This is a genomic window from Paenarthrobacter nitroguajacolicus, from assembly GCF_031455195.1.
Classification (GTDB): Bacteria; Actinomycetota; Actinomycetes; order Actinomycetales; family Micrococcaceae; genus Arthrobacter; species Arthrobacter nitroguajacolicus_D.
Genome location: NZ_JAVDSH010000002.1, coordinates 743,363 through 762,175, shown reverse-complemented (window position 1 = coordinate 762,175; position 18,813 = coordinate 743,363). Strand labels below are relative to the sequence as shown.

Sequence of the window (18,813 nt, the reverse complement as noted above, 5' to 3'; positions counted from 1 at the left end):
GTTTAAGGGCCGCTGCTGCTGCAAACTAACTGTGACGCCGCGCCACCCCGCCTCGCGGCGGCGCCCGACACTTAGTTGGCGGGTACGAAGAGCTGCTGACCGGGCTGGATGCGGCCCCCACGAAGGTCGTTGAGCTGAATGATTTCCGAGATGACGTCGCGGGGGTCACGTTCAGGAGCTGCCGCACCGGCGATACCCCACAGGGACTGGCCGGGCTGGACAGTGACAGTGACGGCGACCGGCGGCCGAAGCTCGGACTGGGAGTCGGAAGCCTTTGCAGGGGAGGTAATGAAACCGGTGAGGCTCAACAGCGCAGCCACCAGCAACATGGCCGGGATGCCGAAGAAGACGATCCGCCCCCGCCGGGTCAGACGCAGGCGGGCGGGCGCCTGGGTGGTGCGGAAATCAGCGAACGTGGTGATTGCGGACATGAGCTGAGCCCTTCTGAGCTATTGCCAACGAGCCGGATGCCCGGCGCCTGGCTGCCAATTCTTGGTGTTCCCCCTCCGCCAACCCCCGATGTTCGAACACTTTCTTCGAACATCAGGCCCCAGCGTCAGGTTAATAGAACACATATTCGAACCTTGCTATGACATTTTTAGCACTTATCAACGAACGGTGTCGAGACTCGCTAGAACAAATGTTTGATAAACGCCTTTGGCTGCCCTACGTTTGAGTGAAGAAACAGCACTGTTTCAGTGGAACAGGAGGGTCTGACATTTTTGCAGGCCCGACAACCCCGGACACGCTCCGGGGACGGAATGGAAAGGCATTGGCGAACATGGCAGCGAAAGCCACAGGCGGCGGGGTACCCCTGCGGAGCCAACAGCCTCAAAAGAGCCCCAAGAGCCTGACCGTCCGTCAGAAGAAGATCCTGGAGACCATCCAGAGGTCCGTGAATGACAACGGATACCCGCCGAGCATGCGCGAGATCGGCGACACCGTCGGCCTTGCCAGCCTGTCGAGCGTCACCCACCAGCTGTCCCAGTTGGAAAAACTCGGGTACCTCCGCCGCGATCCGAAGCGGCCGCGTGCCATGGAAGTCCTGATGCCCCTGACCCTCGACGGCGGTCCCATCCCCGGTGTGGAAACGCCCACGGCACTCCGCAGCACGGGCGGACTCGCTGTGACCGAACTGGCCAGCGCCAGCGACACCGCCATGGTTCCGCTGGTCGGCCGCATCGCTGCCGGCGGTCCCATCCTGGCCGACCAGACCGTGGAGGACGTACTCCCCCTCCCGCGGCAGCTCGTGGGGCATGGCGAATTGTTCATGCTGAAGGTCGCCGGTGACTCCATGATTGACGCAGCCATCTGCGACGGGGACTGGGTGGTGGTGCGGCGGCAGAACGACGCCATCAACGGAGACATCGTGGCCGCACTCCTGGACGACGAAGCAACCGTAAAAACGTTCCGGCAGCGGGACGGCCATACGTGGCTGCTCCCCCAGAACACCCAGTACGAGCCCATCCTTGGCGATCAAGCCACCATCATGGGCAAGGTCGTCTCGGTCCTGCGCTCCCTTTAGCCCTCCTGAGGCCTCCAAGAGGCCTTTAGGAGGCCTTCGCGGACCCCAGCCGCTCAAGAACGCCACGGACTACCTTGCGGTCGGTTGTAGCCCAGAAGGGCGGCAGCGCGGCCCTGAGGAAGCCACCGTAACGTTCTGTGGAAAGCCTGGAATCCAGTACCGCCACCACACCCTTGTCACCCGTTGAACGGATGAGGCGTCCGGCCCCCTGCGCCAGCCGAATGGCTGCGTGGGTGGCCGACACGGCCATGAAGCCGTTTCCACCGGACTGGGCGACTGCCCGTGAACGGGCGGTCATCAGGGGATCGTCGGGGCGCGGGAACGGAATACGGTCTATGACCACAAGCCGGCAGGAACCGCCCGGAACGTCCACACCCTGCCACAGGGACATGGTGCCGAAAAGGCAGGTGTCCGGCTCGTCCGCGAACTGCTTGACCAACGCCGCCATGGTGGACTCCCCTTGGCAAAGGATGTCAACGTCCAGGCGGAGCCGCATGGCATCAGCTGCTTCCTCGGCGGCCCTCCGTGAGGAGAACAGGCAGAGTGCTCCGCCACCCGAGGCCCGGATCAGGTCTTCCAGCTCGTCGAGGGCCTCCGGTGATGTTCCGCGGCCTGGCTTGGGCAGGTGCTTGGCCACATAGAGCACACCCTGTTTGGGGTAGTCGAACGGCGACCCAACATCGATCCCCGTCCAGCTCGGGGCGCCGTCCCCGATCAGCCCCAACCCACCGGCGGCTGGTTCAAAGGCCGAGCCGATGGCCAGCGTCGCGGAGGTGAGGACCACTGTGTGGCCGGCAAAAAGTCCTTCACGCAAACGGCCCGCGACGCTCAACGGCGCGATATTGATGAGGGCGGGTGCTGTTTCATCAGGCTGGGAGTAGCCCTGTTGGGGGTCGAAGTTGCTGTTTCGCGAGAACCACACCACTTCCCGGTTCTCTTTGGCGGCGAGCATGCGTTCGCACAATTCCAGGATGAGCATGAGCCGTGAGCGCGCCAGCTGCCGTCCGCCGTCGACCGCGTTTGAAGAGTCGGTCTTCGAATCGGAAAGTGCCGCGCGCGTGGCGTCCCGCAGCTGGTCAAGGCAGTCAAGCTGTTCGTCGTTGAGCCCGTTGGGCAACAGGCCGTTGGGCACGCCTGCGATGGCCATATCCAGCCGGTCCGCCGCAGCGTTGAGGGCATCCACCGTGATGGCCGTGTGCTTGCGCGCACTGGACGCTGCGGCATGGACCATGGCCACTGACAGCTGGCCGGATACGGCTCCGGTGACTCGGTCCTGCAGTTCGTGGGCTTCGTCAACGACCACGACGTCGTACTCGGGGAGCACGGCCAATCCCTCAAAGGCACTCACGGCCAGCATCGCGTGATTGGTGACGACGACATCGGCCTCAGCCGCGCGGGACCGCGCGAGTTCGCTGAAGCATTCCTCAGCCAACGGGCATTTCTGCGCGCCGAGACACTCCATGGACGTGACCGAAACCTGCCGCCACGCACGGTCGGTGACTCCCGGCATGAGTTCGTCGCGATCACCGGTGGATGTCTTCTCGGCCCACTCGCGAAGCCGGACCACTTCCTTGCCGAGCTGCGACTGCGGCCCGCCCATGGAGGCAGCGAAGTGCGGAACGCTGGTGTCCTCACCCAGGGAGAACAGTTGCCCTTCGGAGGGCTCCTCGCTGGGGAAGCCGCCCTCAAGTTTCTGCCGGCAGACATAGTTTGCCCGGCCCTTCACCAACGCCACGTTGACGGGGCGTTCAAGGGCGGGATTAATGCTCTCCAACAGCCGCGGAAGGTCGCGGCCGACAATCTGGGTCTGCAATGCCAAGGTGGCGGTGGACACGAGCGTCGGTTTGTTGCTGTCCATCGAATGCGCGATCAACGGAATCAGGTACGCCAACGACTTACCTGTTCCGGTCCCCGCCTGGACGAGCAAATGCTCCCCGGTCTCGATCGCCCGGGCAACGTGTTTGGCCATCTCGTGCTGGCCTGCACGGCTTTGTCCGCCCATGCCGGCAACAGCCCGGTCCAACAATTCGAGGGTGGCCTTTTCGCCCACCGACTCGACGGCGTCCGCCGCCACCTTCTCAACCATTGCTGACGAATGACTCCAGTTCGGCTGCCAGTCCTTCGCGGACCATGACAACCACGCGCGTCCCGGATTCCTCGTGGTCAAGGCTCAGGATTTCCGAGTCGGAGCTGTGCAGCTTGCTGATCATGTCGCCACGGTCGTAGGGAATCAGCAGCTCAAGGCGTACTCCCGGCCGTGGAATCGACTGGCTGATGTCCTCCAGCAATTCCGCGATGCCCTGGCCTGTGCGGGTGGAAACCACCGCATGGCGGGGCTCCTTTTGCTTGAGGCGCTCCACGACGAAAGGATCCGCTACATCCACCTTGTTCAGGACAATGATTTCCGGTACCTTGCGCGCATCCACTTCGGTGAAGACAGCCCGCACCGCGGCGATCTGTCCCTCGGGATCCGGGTGCGAAGCGTCGACGACATGCAGGATCAGGTCCGCATCCGCCACTTCCTCCAGCGTGGACCTGAAGGCTTCGATCAGCTGAGTGGGCAGCGAACGGACAAACCCCACGGTGTCGGCAAGTGTGTACCCGATGCCATCCGGGGTCTGCGCCTTGCGGACGGTGGGATCCAGCGTGGCGAACAGCGCATTCTCCACCAGGACACCGGCGTCGGTCAGTCGGTTCAGCAGCGAGGACTTACCTGCGTTGGTGTACCCGGCAATAGCGACGGACGGAACGGCATTACGACGGCGGTTGGCACGTTTGGTCTCGCGCGCCGGCTTCATCGCGGCGATTTCACGCCGAAGCTTGGCCATGCGCGTGCGGATTCGACGGCGGTCCAGTTCGATCTTGGTTTCACCAGGACCACGTGAACCCATGCCTGCTCCGGCACCACCCACCTGGCCACCTGCCTGGCGGGACATGGAGTCGCCCCAACCACGGAGACGCGGGAGGAGGTATTCGAGCTGGGCCAACTCAACCTGGGCCTTGCCTTCGCGGCTCTTGGCGTGCTGGGCGAAGATGTCCAGGATCAGTGTGGTGCGATCCACCACCTTGACCTTGACGATGTCTTCCAGTCCGCGTCGCTGCGAAGGTGCCAGTTCCGTGTCAACCACCACGGTGTCGGCGCCCGTCGCTGCCACGATGTCCTTGAGCTCCTGGGCCTTGCCTGATCCAAGGAAAGTCCCGGGGTCCGGCTTGGTGCGGCGCTGTACCAAGCCATCCAGCACCTCCGAGCCGGCGGTCTCAGCCAAAGCAGCGAGTTCGCGCAGCGAATTCTCTGCATCGGCGAGCGTTCCCTCGGTCCACAGGCCGGCGAGGACGACGCGCTCAAGGCGCAACTGCCGGTATTCAACCTCAGTGACGTCTTCGAGTTCCGTGGAAAGCCCGGCGGTTCGACGCAGGGCGCGGCGTTCAGCCAGATCTTCCTGGTCGCCGTCGTAAATGCTGTGTTCCTGGTCCAGCGTGGAGATCGCCTGCGCCTTGCCAAACACACTGTTGGCATCGTTGTCGTTGGATGCCTGCGCAGGTACATCCTTGGAAAGAATCCGGTCGATGACGGCCTGGATTTGTTCAGGACTCATGTCCTGGGCGTCGGAATCGGATCCGGAGTGCTTCTGGGTGGTCATGGTCTCCTTAGACTGTTCGGCTATTCCAGAATAGTGCTGTTTGCTGTTTGATGGGGCGCTATTCGCGCTGGGCTGACGGTCTTGGGCCAAAGGGGCCTCCTGTGTGCCGGGCGGCCACGTCTCAAAGGCAGTGGTGGCCGCTGCGATTCAACGGAAAGGATCCGCAGGAAGGTCCAGGGCAACCAAGGAAAGGGACATCCGTTCTTCTGGCAAACCGGCGTCAGCGGTGGCGGAGAATAACGGGTGGTGTGATCTTCGGAGCGCCGATCGACTGCGTCATGCAGTGGACTGACTTTGCCAGGTGGGACCTGCCGGGCGGAAAGGCCATGCGGTTGGCTCGGAGCCTAGCTGGCCTGCGTCGCGGGCGGTGCCGGTTTTCGGCAGATTACTCGAAGATCAGGAACATGACTTCCACATTAGCAGCCAGTGTCAACCCACCTGCCTCATGCGACAGTTTCCTATGACGCCGTCAGCCCACTAATCTGGCAAATTATGGAGTCTGCACACTATTTCACTGCCCAGCCAGCTGGACCTTTCACCCGCAAACCCCTCACGGTGGAGCTCGCCGGGGCTACCCGCCAACTGCAGACCTCCTCTGGCATCTTCAGCCCAGACGGCGTGGACAAGGGCACGGCGATCCTTCTTTCGGAAGTCCCGCCGCCGTCACCGCAGGGCAACATGCTGGATATCGGTTGCGGATGGGGTCCCATAGCCCTGAGCCTCGGCTTGAAAGCTCCGCATGCACGCGTTTACGCCGTGGACGTGAATGAGCGATGCGTGACGCTGACCAACGAGAATGCTGCGGCGCTGGGTCTCGGCAACGTCACTGCCAGCCTTCCCGACCAAGTGGATCCTGCCGTCAAGTTCGACACCATATGGTCGAACCCGCCCATTCGCATCGGCAAAGAAGAACTTCACTCGCTGCTTTTGACGTGGCTCCCGCGCCTCGCACCAGGCGGAAACGCCTGGCTGGTGGTCCAGAAGAACCTGGGGTCGGACTCGCTCCAACGCTGGCTTGCCAATGAACTGGACAGCACCTTCGCGGTTTCCCGCGAGAGCACGTCCAAGTCCTTCAGGATCATCAGGGTCAGGAAAGCGTCCCAGTAGCTACGATCACGGCGGGGCCGCTGAGCTCTACGTGCTCGCGGCCGCCGGCACCTGGGAAGAACTTTACGCCGACGACGCCGCCCGGAACGTTGACGTGCCAGTCGTTTGGGGCCGTACTTCCGGCCCAGTGACGAATGGCCACAGCTGCGGCGCAGGCGCCTGTGCCGCACGACTGAGTCTCCCCCACACCACGTTCGTGGACGCGCATGGTGATGGTTCCCACGCCGTCTTCAACCAGGGGCTCGGCGGGAACGACGAATTCGACGTTGGTTCCGTTGGCAGGCTTGGGATCCACCACCGGAGGCTTGAACAGTTGCGTGGCCGCCAGCTCGCTGAGCTCCGCCAGGGCTACCACCGTGTGGGGATTTCCCATGCTGACGGACAGGCCCGGCCGGGCGACTTCAAGACCGTCGGCGCTGACCAGGGCATCCATGGCTTTGCTGGTGGCTTCCCGCGGAAAAATGAACTCCCAAGGCCCCATGTCCACGGCGTAACCCGTAGCAGTGCGCACCACCTTCTTGACGCCGCCGCGGGTGCCAATTGTCAAAGTCTCGCCTGGGCCAAGCTCCACCAGTCTTTCGGCGATGAGGAAATGAACGAACACACGAACCCCGTTGCCGCACATCTCTGACAGGGAACCGTCGCCGTTGCGGTAGTCCATGAACCACTCGGCGGCCGGGTCCTGCTCAAGCATGGCGCGACCCTCGGGAAGGAACCGTGAGGGCACCGCCCGGATGAGGCCATCTCCCCCGACACCAAGGTGCCGGTCGCATAGCTGCGCAACTTGTTCCGGAGTGATCTCGTGGGCGTCGCCTGGGTCGGCGATAAGGACGAAGTCATTACCCGTTCCGTGGCCCTTGGAAAACGCCAGCCCGGACAGGCTGGGGGCGGTCACAGCGGCGCCGGCAGCTGCTGGCTGCTGGGCGGAAAGGGAAGCGGTTTCATCCATGGCTCTAGGCTACCTGCCACGGCTCGTCGGCCCGAAATTGCGGGCGTCAGGCAGCAGCTGCCGCCTTGGCTACGAGCTGGGGGTCCTGCCAGTCCAACCACGCGATTCGCGGATCCGCGCGGAACCAGGTCAGCTGGCGTCTGGCGAACTGCCGCGTGGCGACGATGGTCTCTTCAGCGGCAGCGGCGACGTCAGCCTCGCCGTCGAGCACTTTCAGGAACTGTGCATATCCCAAGGCCCGGGAAGCCGTCTTGCCCTTCCGCAGCCCGGCGGCGTCGAGGCGTGCAACTTCTTCCTGCAGCCCGGCTTCAACCATTCGATGCACCCTTTGGGCGAGCCGTTCCCGGAGGACCTCCCGGTCCACTGAGAGGCCGATTTGGATGGCAGGCTGGAAATAGTCGCGTTGGGGCATGAATGAGCTGAAAGGACGGCCGGTTATCTGGTGAACCTCAAGTGCGCGGATCACGCGTCGGGCATCCCCCAGCCGGGCCGCAGACACGGGATCGACTTCTTCCAGCCTGGTCCGCAGCGGCGCCAACCCGTGGGTTTCGCATTCCTGCTCGAGTTCCTTCCGAACCATCTGATCGGTCCCGGGGAATTCCAGTACGTCCAGCGCCGCCCGGACGTAGAGTCCGGAACCTCCCACGAGGATGGCACGCTTGCCCCGGGAATGGATCTCCTGGATGGCAGCGCGGCACTCCGCCTGGAAGTCGGCAACACTGGCCTCCTCGGTGACATCCATGGTGTCAAGAAGGTGATGGGGAACGCCTTTGCGTTCTTCCACAGTGATCTTGGCGGTGCCAATGTCCATGCCACGATAGAACTGCAGGGCATCTGCGTTGATCACTTCACCGCCCAAGGCCAACGCAAGATTGACCCCGAGATCCGATTTGCCGGAGCCGGTGGGGCCAACGACGGCGATGACGGGAGGCTGCGGTTCAGAGCCGGAGGTGGACACGTCGCGTTGCCCGGCGCTAGGAGCGGCGCACAGGCAGCGACGGCATGCCCAGCGATACGCCGCCCTTGCCGGGAGCTGCCCCGGGTGCGGGAACACCGCAGGAATCTGCCTGTGCCCTGTCCCAGGCATCCCCCGCACGGGACCGGCGCAGAAGGTAGTCCTCCGCGGTGGCTGGATCCGCCACGAGGTGGAAGGCCGCGGCTTCGGTGATGGTCACTGTGACGAAATCACCGGGACGCGGGGTTTCAGCACCTGCTGGGACAGAGAAGTGGACCAGCCGCTGATCCTTGGAACGACCAGACAAACGATGCGTTTCCTCAGCTTTGCGACCGGACTGGGCCGTCACCAGGATTTCGACCTGACGGCCTAGTTGGCTTGCGTTCTCTTCTGCCGCAATGCGGTCCTGAAGGGCTGTGAGGCGTTCGAACCGTTCCTGGACAACCGCCTTGGGCAGCTGGTCCGGCAAATCGGCAGCAGGTGTGCCGGGGCGCTTGGAGTACTGGAACGTGAACGCGGACGAAAAGCGTGACTTTTCCACGACATCCAGCGTCGCCTGGAAGTCTTCTTCCGTTTCGCCGGGGAAGCCAACGATGATGTCGGTGGTGATCGCGGCGTTCGGGATGCGCTCCCTGACCTTGTCCAGGATTCCGAGGAATTTGCTGGAACGGTAGGAGCGGCGCATGTCCTTAAGAACCTTGTCCGAGCCGGATTGCAGCGGCATGTGCAGCTGCGGCATGACGTTAGGTGTCTCAGCCATGGCGTCGATGACGTCGTCGGTGAAGGCAGCGGGATGGGGGCTCGTGAAACGGACGCGCTCCAGCCCTTCAATGTCACCGCAGGCCCTGAGCAGTTTGGAGAACGCCTGCCGGTCGCCGAACTCCACCCCGTACGAGTTCACATTCTGCCCGAGCAACGTCACTTCGACGGCGCCGTCGTCCACCAGCGCCTGGATCTCGGCGAGGATCTCTCCGGGACGGCGGTCCTTTTCCTTGCCTCGGAGTGAGGGAACGATGCAGAACGTGCAGGTGTTGTTGCATCCTACGGAGATGGACACCCAGCCGGAGTACACCGAGTCCCTCTTGGTGGGGAGCGTCGAAGGGAACACATCCAACGATTCGAGGATCTCGAGCTGTGCCTCGTTGTTATGACGAGCACGGTCCAGTAGTGCCGGAAGGGCACCAACGTTGTGGGTACCGAAGACAGCGTCCACCCATGGCGCCTTCTTCACGATGGTTTCGCGGTCCTTCTGGGCCAGGCAACCACCCACGGCGATCTGCATCCCCGGGTGCGCCTCCTTGACCTGCCGCAACTGGCCCAGGTTGCCGTAGAGCTTGTTATCCGCGTTTTCCCGCACAGCGCAGGTATTGAAAACCACGACGTCGGCTATGTCACCGTCCGCTGGTACGTAACCCGCGTCTTCGAGGAGCCCAGCCATCCGCTCCGAATCATGGACGTTCATCTGGCAACCAAAAGTCCGGACCTGGTATGTCCGTGGCATGGCAGAAGGAGTGGCGGAAGCTGTTGGGGAAGGAATGGTCAAACTCACTACTCAAGGGTACCGGCTTCTGCCAGCACCTCACCGACGATCCTGAAAGCCAGGGAAGGCGCGTAGCCCTTGCGTGCCAGCATCGAGGCAAGGCGGCGTGTGTACTTGTCCCGTTCCGCGCGATCGGCCAGGTCCATGCCAGGCCGCAGCTTGCGTTGAACGAGCTCTCGGGCTGCCAGTTCCTCATCCTGATCGCTCAGCTGGGATAGTGCTTCCTCTGCGTCCTCCAGCTCAATGCCTTTGTCCGAAAGTTCACGGCGAAGTGCACCCTTGGCCAGCTTCTTGCTTTGCGATCGGCTGCGGACCCACATCCGGGCGAACTCCGCGTCGTCGATCAGCTGAACCTCTTCGAACCGATCCAGGACTGCCTCCGCTACGTCCTCAGGGACATTGCGCTCGGCGAGCTTCCGGGACAGCTGGAGCCGGCTCCGCGGCGCCATCGTCAACTGCCTCAGGACGATGGCACGCGCCACGGATTCAGGATCAGGTTCGGGATCAGCCGCAACGGAAGAGTCCGGGTCCGGCCCCCTCCTAACCGTCAACGGCCTTCAGCTTCGGGGAGTCTTCCTCCGGCTTGACACCCACTCCGAGCTTTTCCTTGATCAGGCGCTCCAGCTCCTGGGCCAGTTCAGGGTTGTCCCGCAGGAACCGCCGCGAGTTCTCCATGCCCTGGCCAAGCTGGTCGCCGTCATAGGTGAACCACGAGCCCGATTTCTTAATGATGCCGTGTTCGACACCCATGTCGATGATGCCGCCCTCGCGGGAGATGCCCTGGCCGTAGATGATGTCGAACTCGGCGATCTTGAACGGGGGTGCCATCTTGTTCTTGACGATCTTTGCCTTGGTGCGGTTACCTACGGAATCCGCACCTTCCTTCAGGGTCTGGATACGCCGGACATCGATGCGCACGGAAGCGTAGAACTTCAGGGCCTTACCACCGGTGGTGGTTTCCGGGGAGCCGAAGAAGACACCGATCTTTTCACGCAGCTGGTTGATGAAAATGGCGGTGGTCTTGGTCTGGCTCAAGCGGCCGGTGATCTTACGCAGGGCTTGGCTCATGAGGCGGGCTTGGAGGCCCACGTGGGAGTCGCCCATTTCGCCTTCAATTTCGGCGCGCGGAACCAGAGCAGCAACGGAGTCGATAACGACGATGTCGAGCGAGCCGGAGCCGACCAGCATGTCCATGATTTCCAGGGCCTGTTCACCGGTATCCGGCTGCGAGACCAAGAGCGCGTCCGTGTCGACGCCGAGCTTTGCGGCGTAGTCAGGATCAAGCGCGTGTTCGGCGTCGATGAAGGCCGCAATGCCGCCGGCGCGTTGCGCGTTGGCTACGGCGTGGAGGGCAACGGTGGTCTTACCCGAGGATTCCGGGCCGTAGATCTCAACGACACGCCCGCGGGGCAGTCCACCAATTCCCAGGGCCACGTCCAAGGCAATGGAACCGGTAGGAATGACCTCGATGGGCGCGCGGGTGTCGTCACCCAGGCGCATGATAGAGCCTTTGCCGAACTGCTTGTCGATCTGGGCAAGCGCTGCTTCGAGCGCCTTCTCACGATCCGGGGCTGCCGCCATGGTTCACACCTCTGATGCTTTCTCGCTGTGGAGTGGCCCGAAGGGCCGCTTTCCTGTCATGACTGACGCTATTACGGTGCCCGGACATTTTTACCAGCCGACCCCGGCTATGTGGATAAACGGGACTGCAGGATGCCGTGGAATGCGTCTTTCAGGATCAATTTTCCTCTTTCAGGAGCATATCCCCATCCGAACAGATATTCGAACAACGGTTCGGCGTGTCACGTTGCCGACACCTCAAAGCACTCAGCTTGAAGCCGGCTTAATGTCCCTGCCCAGCCTGCGCTCGAGGGGAACGTCCTGGACTTCGCACATGGACAGCCAGACTTCGCGGGGCTGGTAGCCGGCCGCGAGAGCTTCCACCGCAGTGCGTCCACCGACACCGGCGAGCACCAGGGAGTTGGCCAGGACCCGGGAGTAACCTGCCCCGAATTCGTCGTCCATCAATCGCCAAAAGTCACTTGCCCTCACGGATAGAGTCTCTCATGCCGCCGGACTCTAGAATGGTTGCCATGAGCAATCCTCTCCAGAGCGCGCCCGATACGGTCCCGCCAGGCGACGCCGTGGACGACGCCCTCCAGCAGGTGGAACACCAGCTGAGCCTGCTCTGGCGCCGCGCCCGGTCGATCTCCCACCAATTGTCGCGACAGGTCCATCCGGACATGGAGCCGGCCGCGTACGGGCTCCTCACCGTCATCCGCAGGGAAGGCCCCATCCGGCTCACAGAGCTCGCCACCTGCATCGGCGTGGGTAAGCCGTCGGTCAGCCGGCAGATCGCCTTCCTGGAAAGCATCGGCCTCGTTTACAAGGAAGCGGATCCGCAGGACGGCCGCGCCCAGTCCATCCGGCTGACGGACAAGGGCGAGGAGAAGATGCACCAAGTCCAGGACGCCCGCAGGCAAGTGTTCCGTGAACGGCTCGGTGAATGGCCCCTGGAGGACGTCCAGACGCTCGCCGACTATATGGGCAGGCTCAACGCCATCTACGGCGATGGAGTACTGAAGGATGTCACCCTGAAGGAAACGGGCCCGGCGGACCCAGCTTAGGACCCACCAGGGCGTACCACCGCATGCCCCTCAAGGAACCCGGTGCCCACACCAAAGAAGGGCCCCCAGCCAATGGCTGGGGGCCCTTCCCTTAATTCCTGTGTAACGGTTACCGGGCTCCGGAGAGCATTCCCTGCGGGAAGTCGTCCGTAAGATCCAGGTCGCGACCGTAGCGCTGTGAAAATTCCTGCGGAACGGTGTCCGGCACGGACACGCCTTCGGCAACGGCGACGCGGTCGCTGACTTCGCGGAGCATGTGGGACAACGGAACATCCAGGGCTGTGCAGATTGAGGACAGGAGCTCGGAGGAAGCCTCCTTCTGGCCGCGTTCAACTTCACTCAAGTAGCCGAGTGAGACACGGGCGCTGTGCGAAACCTCGCGGAGGGTACGGCCCTGACGCTGGCGGACATCGCGCAGTACATCACCGATCTCGTGGCGTAGTACAACCATTTTGCGCTCCTTCTGTTCGCTCTGTGTCTGATCAGCCAAGCCCACATCCTTCCAGCGGACAACGCCGTTCACGGATACGGGCTGCTTTACCATCTGTATCGCCTTGCTCCCTCGTTCATCCGGTTCGCTGGCTGGCGGACCGGGTTGGTTTCTACATCCTAGGCGCCCCGGCTCTTCCGAAGCGACACAATGACACAACTATTGGCAATCAGTTTTTGTTCCCGGCTACTTTACGAACGGTAACCAACGTCATCCAGCGCGGCAAGGAGACGCGCCATCGCGGCCTCGCAGGCCTGCTCGCGGATGGCTTGCCGGTCCCCCGAAAACCGGTACTCGAAAGAGGAAACCGCCGCTGGCGTAGCCACACCGATGAAGACCGTTCCCACTGCTTTGCCGTCATGGGGCTCCGGGCCGGCTACTCCAGTGGTAGAGATCCCGACGTCTGATCCGCAGGCGCGCCGCGCGCCGTCGGCCATTGCTCCGGCGACTCCGCCGTCAACGGACCCGACAGCAGCAAGCAAGTCGGCCGGCACCCCCAGGACACCTGCCTTGACTGAGTTCTGGTAGGCCACCACACCGCCTTGGAGCATCCCGGACGCCCCAGGGGTATTTGCCAGGGTGGCAGCTACCAAACCGGCCGTGAGAGACTCCGCCGTGGCCACTGTCAGGTGCCGTTCGATCGCCAACGCAACTACCGTCGTCGCGGCCTGGACGCTGCCGGAGGCGGGCGTGCTCACGCGCGGCGTCCGGCTGCCCGAAGCCGCATGGCCTGGATGACGTATTCCACGCCGGTCCACAGCGTGATGGCCAGGGCCAGCATCATGACCCAGAAAGCAACGTCTCCCAGCCACGGCGCGATCGCCTTCAGAGGCAGGATGTACAGGAAAATGGCTACGGTCTGGATGACTGTCTTGAGTTTGCCACCCCGGGAAGCCGGCATGACTCCGTACCGGATTACGACGAATCGGAGGGCGGTGATGCCCCACTCCCGGACAAGGATCAGGATGGTGACCCACCAGGGCAGCTCCCCCAGGATGGACAGGAGCACCAATGCGGAACCAATGAGGAGCTTGTCGGCTATGGGATCGGCAATCTTGCCGAAGTTGGTGATGAGGCCCCGTGCCCTGGCGATGTCGCCGTCGAGCTTGTCCGTGTAGATGGCCACGCCGAAAGCAACCACCGCGGCCCAACGCCAGATCCCGTAGTCGCCGTTGTCGGCCAGAAGGAACCAGACGAAGAACGGCACCAGGACGATGCGGAGCATCGTGAGGATGTTGGGCAGGTTCCAGATGTCGGAGCTGCTGGAGGTCGCGTTATCACCCTCGGCTGTAGTCACCCCTCTAGGCTACCGTCTTTGGCACCGGCTTCCGGGGCGTTACCGTCCGGTGAGGGACCAGGCGTCTTCGCCGCCTTCGTCGTCGTCGTCGGGACCATCAGCACCGTCGTAGTACTCAATGGCCTGCGTCCGGTTGTCCAAGTCCGCCTGCACAAGGTCTTCCGCATAACCGCCGACGGCGATGTTCGAGTTCGCGTTGTCGCTCAGGGCCGCGGTGTGCGCGTCGGGCGCAGCCGGCGACTCCTGGCCCTTCATCGCTGCCAGGACGGCGGCGAGGTCGTCGGGTTTGACCAGGACATCGCGGGCCTTTGAACCCTCTGAAGGCCCCACCACGCCGCGGGACTCCAGGAGGTCCATGAGGCGACCGGCCTTGGCGAAGCCCACACGGAGCTTGCGCTGCAGCATGGAGGTGGAACCGAACTGCGTAGTCACCACGAGTTCGGTGGCCTGCAGCAACACGTCGAGGTCGTCTCCGATGTCGTCGTCGATCTGCTTCTTCGGCGCCTCGGCAGCAACGTCGTCACGGTAGACGGCCTGCAACTGACCCTTGACGTGCTCCACTACCTTATGGATCTCGGATTCGGTCACCCAGGCGCCCTGGACACGCATCGCCTTGGAAGCACCCATCGGCAGGAACAGCGCGTCACCTTGGCCGATGAGCTTCTCCGCGCCCGGCTGGTCCAGGACCACGCGGGAGTCTGTCACGGAGGAGGTGGCGAACGCCATGCGGGAGGGGACGTTCGCCTTGATCAGGCCGGTGACGACGTCCACTGACGGACGCTGGGTAGCCAGGACCAGGTGGATACCGGCGGCACGGGCCAGCTGGGTGATCCGGACAATCGAGTCTTCGACGTCGCGCGGGGCCACCATCATGAGGTCGGCAAGCTCATCGACGATCACCAGCAAGTACGGATACGGCTTGATGACCCTCTTGGAGTCAACCGGGGGTACCACCTTGCCGGCCCGCACAGCCTTGTTGAAGTCGTCAATGTGCTTGTAACCGTAGTTGGCGAGGTCGTCGTAGCGCGCGTCCATCTCACGGACCACCCATTGCAAGGCCTCAGCGGCCTTCTTGGGATTGGTGATGATGGGCGTGATCAGGTGCGGGACGCCCTCATAGGCAGTGAGTTCCACTCGTTTGGGGTCCACCATGACCATTCGCACCTCGTCCGGTGTGGCACGCATCAGGATGGAGGTAATCATGGAGTTCACGAAGCTGGACTTACCGGCACCGGTGGCACCGGCTACGAGCAAGTGCGGCATCTTGGCCAGGTTCGCCACCACGTAGCCACCCTCGACATCCTTGCCGACGCCCATAACCATGGGATGGTCCGTGCGCCGCGCGTTCTGGCTTCGCAGCACATCGCCCAAGGAGACTGTTTCGCGGTCCGTATTGGGAATTTCGATGCCGATGGCTGACTTGCCGGGAATCGGGCTCAGGATTCTCACGTCACTGGACGCCACGGCGTAGGAAATGTTCTTTGATAGGGCGGTAACCCGCTCCACCTTGGTTCCCGGAGACAGCTCGATTTCATAGCGCGTCACGGTCGGACCACGGCTGAAGCCTGTGACCGCCGCGTCAACATTGAACTGCGTGAGGGTGTCGGTCAACGCAGCGACGACAGCATCGTTGGCTTCCGTGCGCTCCTTGGGGATGGAACCCGGCGTGAGGTAGTCCGAAGCCGGCAGCGTATAGGTCACATCGCCCGCCAGGGACAACTGCTCCGTGCGCTGCGGAATGGGTGTTTGGGGAAGCGGCGCCCCGGCCGGCTTCGCCGGAACCTGGGCGATCGCAGGAGCGGGCGCGGTCATCTCCGGAGTCAGGACCGGAATAGCTTCGGTGGGGTTTTCGATTCCCGGCGTTGCCCCTGCCAGTCCCTGGGCGGCCTTGATTTTCCCGACGGCGATCTCGGCCTGGGTAGGGCGGCGTACGCCCGGCGGTACGCGCGGTTCGGACGGACGGGGAGTTTCGTCGTCGTCCACTATGGCGTGCTCAAAGGCCTCGTCCCCGACGTAACCTTCCAGGCCGGCGTCGTTCTCCTCGTCCTTGCCGAAGAGGCGCATGCGCTTCTTCTTCCTGGGCTTGGGCGCCTCATTCCCGTACAAGTAGCTGCGGTCGTGGTCGTCCTTGCCGGAGCCATCCATGAGGTCGACGCCCATAAGGTGGTTGTAGCCCCCGCGGACCCGGGACGGGATGGCACCAAAGGGCGTCGCTGTGACGATCAGCAGCGACACAAAGGCCAGCAGGCTGTAGAGAATCACGGGGATGGCCACATGGATTGCCGCGAAAGGAGCAGCCGCCAGGAAGCCGAGCATGCCGCCCGCCTTGCGCAGGCCATCGAAGCCGTCCCCCACAGTGGGCAGACCGCCGATGACGTGGGCCAGCGCCGATCCTGCAAGGGTCATGATCATGAAGCCGATGCCTACGCGGTTGTTGCCGCGGCCATCCTGCGGCTTCCGGAACAGGCGGAAAGCGCAGATGAACAGCATGAACGGCAGGATCAGGGACATCCAGCCAAAAGTTCCGTTGACCACGCTGTAGACGATGTCAGGCAGCCAACCGGTGAGGCCCCACCACGCGAAAGTGGCAATCGCCACGCCCAACACCAGGTTGAACAACGCAGCACCGTCCCGACGGTCCTCGGGTTCGAGGTCACTGACGTCATGGCCGATACGCCGGACGCCGGCGCCGACCACGTGCCCGATGCCTTGCCACGCTCCTGCCAAGAGGCGCAATGGGAGCGGAGCCTGGGGCTCGACGGCGGCAGCTTGCTTGGTGCGCGCAGTGCTGCCCCGGCCGCTTTTGGCCGCCGTTGCACTGCTTTTGGGGGCAGCCGCGCCTCGGCCTGTGCCGCCGGATTTACTGCTGGAGCTGCCTCGTGGCGTGGAGGTAGTACGGGTCGCCATAAGTGCCACGCTACCCCAAGGGGGCCTGAAATCCGCGGATTTCAGGCCCCTTTGGGCATGCATGTTGCTGGCTGGCGAAGCTTACGCTTCCAGGACCACCGGGATGATCATGGGCCGGCGGCGAAGCTTGCGGTTAACCCACGTGCCAATAATCCTCCGCACCACCTGTTGCAGCTGGTGGGTGGTGTGGTCCGCGTGGTTCAGCACGGCCTCTTCCAGCGCGGCATTGATCTTGGGAATGATCTCGTCGAAGACGGAGTCGTCCTCGGCAACGCCGCGGGCATGGATCTCCGGACCTGAGACAATCTTGCCCGTGGTGCGGTTGATGACCGTGATGATGGAAATGAACCCCTCATCGCCCAGGATGCGGCGGTCCTTCAAATCGGCATCGGTGATTTCACCGACGCTGGAGCCATCCACGTAGACGAACCCGACCTCCACTTGGCCCACGACGTTCGCCTTGTGGTCCCTGAGGTCGATGACCGTTCCGTTGTCGCTCAGGATGATGCCCTCGGAAGGCACCCCGGACTCCAGGGCAATGTTGCCGTTGGCGATCAAGTGCCGGGTCTCGCCGTGCACCGGCATGGCATTGAGCGGCTCGAGGATGTTGTAGCAGTACAGCAGTTCGCCGGCAGCGGCATGCCCCGAGACGTGGACTTTTGCCGTGCCCTTGTGGATGACATCGGCCCCGAGCTTGAGGAGGCCGTTGATGATGCGGAAGACGGCGTTCTCGTTTCCCGGGATGAGGCTCGACGCCAGAATAACGGTGTCACCCTTGCCGACGATCACGCGGTGATCACCGTTGGCCATGCGGGAAAGTGCCGCCATGGGCTCACCCTGTGAACCTGTGGACATCAGGACCACGCGGTCATCGGGCATGTTGTCGATGTTCTTGATGTCAACCAGGATGTTGTCCGGCACATCAAGGTACCCAAGCTTCGCGGCGATGGCCATGTTGCGGACCATGGACCTGCCAACGAACGCCACCTTGCGGCCATGCTTGGCCGCAGCATCGAGGACCTGCTGCACGCGGTGGACATGCGAGGAGAAGGAAGCAACGATGATGCGCTTCTTGGCCTGACCGAAAAGACGGTCAAGGGTAGGGCCGATTTCCTTCTCTGCCGTAGTGAACCCCGGGACGTCCGCGTTGGTGGAATCGGCCATGAACAGATCCACGCCTTCTTCGCCGAGGCGCGCGAAGTGCCTGAGGTCAGTGATGCGGCCGTCCAGCGGCAACTGGTCCATCTTGAAGTCACCGGTGTGGAGGACGTTGCCGCCCTCGGTTCGGATGAAAACTGCAAGGGCATCCGGGATGGAGTGGTTGACGGCCACGAACTCACACTCGAACGGACCGAACTGCTCCACCTGGCCCTCGGTGACCGTGAGGGTGTACGGCTTGATGCGGTGTTCCTGGAGCTTCGCTTCCACCAGGGCAAGCGTGAGCTGGGAACCGATCAGCGGGATGTCGGCTTTGAGGCGCAGCAGGTAGGGAACTGCACCGATGTGGTCCTCGTGACCGTGGGTCAGTACGACACCCACGACGTCCTGGAGCCGGTCCTCAATGTAGGAGAAATCGGGCAGGATCAGATCAACGCCGGGCTGGGTCTCCTCGGGGAAGAGCACGCCGCAGTCAACGACCAGCAGCTTGCCGTCGATTTCGAAGACGGCCATGTTACGGCCGATCTCTCCCAGTCCACCGAGCGGAACAATCCGCAGCGTGCCTTTGGGCAGTTTAGGCGGAGTAACCAGTCCGGGAAGGGCGGTTTGGGTCATAT

At 63.1% G+C, this 18,813-nt stretch carries 17 protein-coding genes; 3 read left to right on the top strand and 14 right to left on the bottom strand.

The window, feature by feature from the left end:
- Positions 1 to 71 precede the first annotated feature (71 nt).
- The gene (locus tag J2Y68_RS07185) at positions 72 to 431 is read right to left on the bottom strand and encodes a LysM peptidoglycan-binding domain-containing protein (protein WP_309991509.1); all 360 of its coding nucleotides are present in this window, start codon (positions 429 to 431) and stop codon (positions 72 to 74) included.
- Between the two features lie 350 nt (positions 432 to 781).
- On the opposite strand from J2Y68_RS07185, the gene lexA reads away from it, so the two are divergent.
- Entirely contained in the window at positions 782 to 1,525 is a 744-nt protein-coding gene (gene lexA, locus J2Y68_RS07180) for a transcriptional repressor LexA (protein ID WP_309991505.1), read from the top strand.
- Between the two features lie 25 nt (positions 1,526 to 1,550).
- Here the strand turns inward: lexA and J2Y68_RS07175 are convergent, their stop codons facing one another.
- Entirely contained in the window at positions 1,551 to 3,611 is a 2,061-nt protein-coding gene (locus J2Y68_RS07175; RefSeq protein WP_309991502.1) for an ATP-dependent DNA helicase, read from the bottom strand.
- Positions 3,604 to 5,166 (bottom strand): GTPase HflX, encoded by a 1,563-nt coding sequence (gene hflX, locus J2Y68_RS07170; protein ID WP_284987793.1) that lies wholly within the window; start codon positions 5,164 to 5,166, stop codon positions 3,604 to 3,606. The genes J2Y68_RS07175 and hflX overlap by 8 nt, the downstream gene beginning before the upstream one ends.
- Positions 5,167 to 5,658: 492 nt before the next feature.
- On the opposite strand from hflX, the gene J2Y68_RS07165 reads away from it, so the two are divergent.
- On the top strand, positions 5,659 to 6,273 hold the full coding sequence (locus J2Y68_RS07165) for a class I SAM-dependent methyltransferase (protein WP_309991499.1): 615 nt from the start codon (positions 5,659 to 5,661) through the stop codon (positions 6,271 to 6,273).
- Here J2Y68_RS07165 and dapF read toward each other — a convergent pair.
- From dapF to J2Y68_RS07135, 6 genes are all read right to left on the bottom strand, one after another.
- Entirely contained in the window at positions 6,254 to 7,222 is a 969-nt protein-coding gene (gene dapF, locus J2Y68_RS07160) for a diaminopimelate epimerase (protein ID WP_309991496.1), read from the bottom strand. The genes J2Y68_RS07165 and dapF overlap by 20 nt on opposite strands.
- Before the next feature lie 46 nt (positions 7,223 to 7,268).
- Positions 7,269 to 8,180, bottom strand: coding sequence for a tRNA (adenosine(37)-N6)-dimethylallyltransferase MiaA (gene miaA / locus J2Y68_RS07155; protein WP_309991493.1), 912 nt, complete (start codon positions 8,178 to 8,180; stop codon positions 7,269 to 7,271).
- Between the two features lie 16 nt (positions 8,181 to 8,196).
- A complete protein-coding gene (gene miaB, locus J2Y68_RS07150) occupies positions 8,197 to 9,678 on the bottom strand; it encodes a tRNA (N6-isopentenyl adenosine(37)-C2)-methylthiotransferase MiaB (RefSeq protein ID WP_397334709.1) in 1,482 nt (493 codons plus the stop codon).
- A 47-nt stretch (positions 9,679 to 9,725) separates the two neighbouring features.
- Complete coding sequence (locus J2Y68_RS07145; protein ID WP_397334684.1) at positions 9,726 to 10,199, bottom strand: regulatory protein RecX; 474 nt, start codon at positions 10,197 to 10,199, stop codon at positions 9,726 to 9,728.
- Between the two features lie 58 nt (positions 10,200 to 10,257).
- Entirely contained in the window at positions 10,258 to 11,298 is a 1,041-nt protein-coding gene (recA, locus tag J2Y68_RS07140) for a recombinase RecA (RefSeq protein ID WP_211711857.1), read from the bottom strand.
- A gap of 246 nt (positions 11,299 to 11,544) precedes the next feature.
- Positions 11,545 to 11,769, bottom strand: a complete 225-nt coding sequence (locus tag J2Y68_RS07135) for a DUF3046 domain-containing protein (protein WP_463675849.1) — start codon at positions 11,767 to 11,769, stop codon at positions 11,545 to 11,547.
- A gap of 41 nt (positions 11,770 to 11,810) precedes the next feature.
- Here J2Y68_RS07135 and J2Y68_RS07130 point away from each other — a divergent pair, with 41 nt between their 5' ends.
- Positions 11,811 to 12,344: a MarR family winged helix-turn-helix transcriptional regulator gene (locus J2Y68_RS07130; protein ID WP_397334683.1), complete on the top strand. Its 534-nt coding sequence runs from the start codon at positions 11,811 to 11,813 to the stop codon at positions 12,342 to 12,344.
- Between the two features lie 109 nt (positions 12,345 to 12,453).
- Here J2Y68_RS07130 and J2Y68_RS07125 read toward each other — a convergent pair whose 3' ends face one another.
- The 5 genes from J2Y68_RS07125 to J2Y68_RS07105 all read right to left on the bottom strand — a co-directional run bounded on the left by J2Y68_RS07125 (position 12,454) and on the right by J2Y68_RS07105 (position 18,811).
- Positions 12,454 to 12,888: a helix-turn-helix domain-containing protein gene (locus J2Y68_RS07125; RefSeq protein ID WP_211711854.1), complete on the bottom strand. Its 435-nt coding sequence runs from the start codon at positions 12,886 to 12,888 to the stop codon at positions 12,454 to 12,456.
- Between the two features lie 137 nt (positions 12,889 to 13,025).
- Positions 13,026 to 13,532 (bottom strand): CinA family protein, encoded by a 507-nt coding sequence (locus tag J2Y68_RS07120; RefSeq protein ID WP_309991485.1) that lies wholly within the window; start codon positions 13,530 to 13,532, stop codon positions 13,026 to 13,028.
- Positions 13,529 to 14,131, bottom strand: a complete 603-nt coding sequence (pgsA, locus tag J2Y68_RS07115) for a CDP-diacylglycerol--glycerol-3-phosphate 3-phosphatidyltransferase (RefSeq protein ID WP_309991483.1) — start codon at positions 14,129 to 14,131, stop codon at positions 13,529 to 13,531. Before pgsA ends, J2Y68_RS07120 begins: the two co-directional genes overlap by 4 nt.
- A 39-nt stretch (positions 14,132 to 14,170) precedes the next feature.
- Entirely contained in the window at positions 14,171 to 17,038 is a 2,868-nt protein-coding gene (locus tag J2Y68_RS07110; RefSeq protein ID WP_309991479.1) for an FtsK/SpoIIIE family DNA translocase, read from the bottom strand.
- Between the two features lie 81 nt (positions 17,039 to 17,119).
- Complete coding sequence (locus tag J2Y68_RS07105; protein WP_309991476.1) at positions 17,120 to 18,811, bottom strand: ribonuclease J; 1,692 nt, start codon at positions 18,809 to 18,811, stop codon at positions 17,120 to 17,122.
- Positions 18,812 to 18,813 lie beyond the last annotated feature (2 nt).

What these genes read in the sequence shown, in the direction of transcription:
- J2Y68_RS07130 (WP_397334683.1), top strand. Translation starts at nt 11,811, where the DNA reads ATGAGCAATCCTCTCCAGAGCGCGCCCGATACGGTCCCGCCAGGCGAC.
- miaB (WP_397334709.1), bottom strand. Translation starts at nt 9,678, where the DNA reads ATGCCACGGACATACCAGGTCCGGACTTTTGGTTGCCAGATGAACGTC.
- J2Y68_RS07175 (WP_309991502.1), bottom strand. Translation starts at nt 3,611, where the DNA reads ATGGTTGAGAAGGTGGCGGCGGACGCCGTCGAGTCGGTGGGCGAAAAG.
- J2Y68_RS07185 (WP_309991509.1), bottom strand. Translation starts at nt 431, where the DNA reads ATGTCCGCAATCACCACGTTCGCTGATTTCCGCACCACCCAGGCGCCC.
- J2Y68_RS07110 (WP_309991479.1), bottom strand. Translation starts at nt 17,038, where the DNA reads ATGGCGACCCGTACTACCTCCACGCCACGAGGCAGCTCCAGCAGTAAA.
- recA (WP_211711857.1), bottom strand. Translation starts at nt 11,298, where the DNA reads ATGGCGGCAGCCCCGGATCGTGAGAAGGCGCTCGAAGCAGCGCTTGCC.
- hflX (WP_284987793.1), bottom strand. Translation starts at nt 5,166, where the DNA reads ATGACCACCCAGAAGCACTCCGGATCCGATTCCGACGCCCAGGACATG.
- J2Y68_RS07165 (WP_309991499.1), top strand. Translation starts at nt 5,659, where the DNA reads ATGGAGTCTGCACACTATTTCACTGCCCAGCCAGCTGGACCTTTCACC.
- J2Y68_RS07125 (WP_211711854.1), bottom strand. Translation starts at nt 12,888, where the DNA reads ATGGTAAAGCAGCCCGTATCCGTGAACGGCGTTGTCCGCTGGAAGGAT.
- dapF (WP_309991496.1), bottom strand. Translation starts at nt 7,222, where the DNA reads ATGGATGAAACCGCTTCCCTTTCCGCCCAGCAGCCAGCAGCTGCCGGC.
- lexA (WP_309991505.1), top strand. Translation starts at nt 782, where the DNA reads ATGGCAGCGAAAGCCACAGGCGGCGGGGTACCCCTGCGGAGCCAACAG.
- J2Y68_RS07105 (WP_309991476.1), bottom strand. Translation starts at nt 18,811, where the DNA reads ATGACCCAAACCGCCCTTCCCGGACTGGTTACTCCGCCTAAACTGCCC.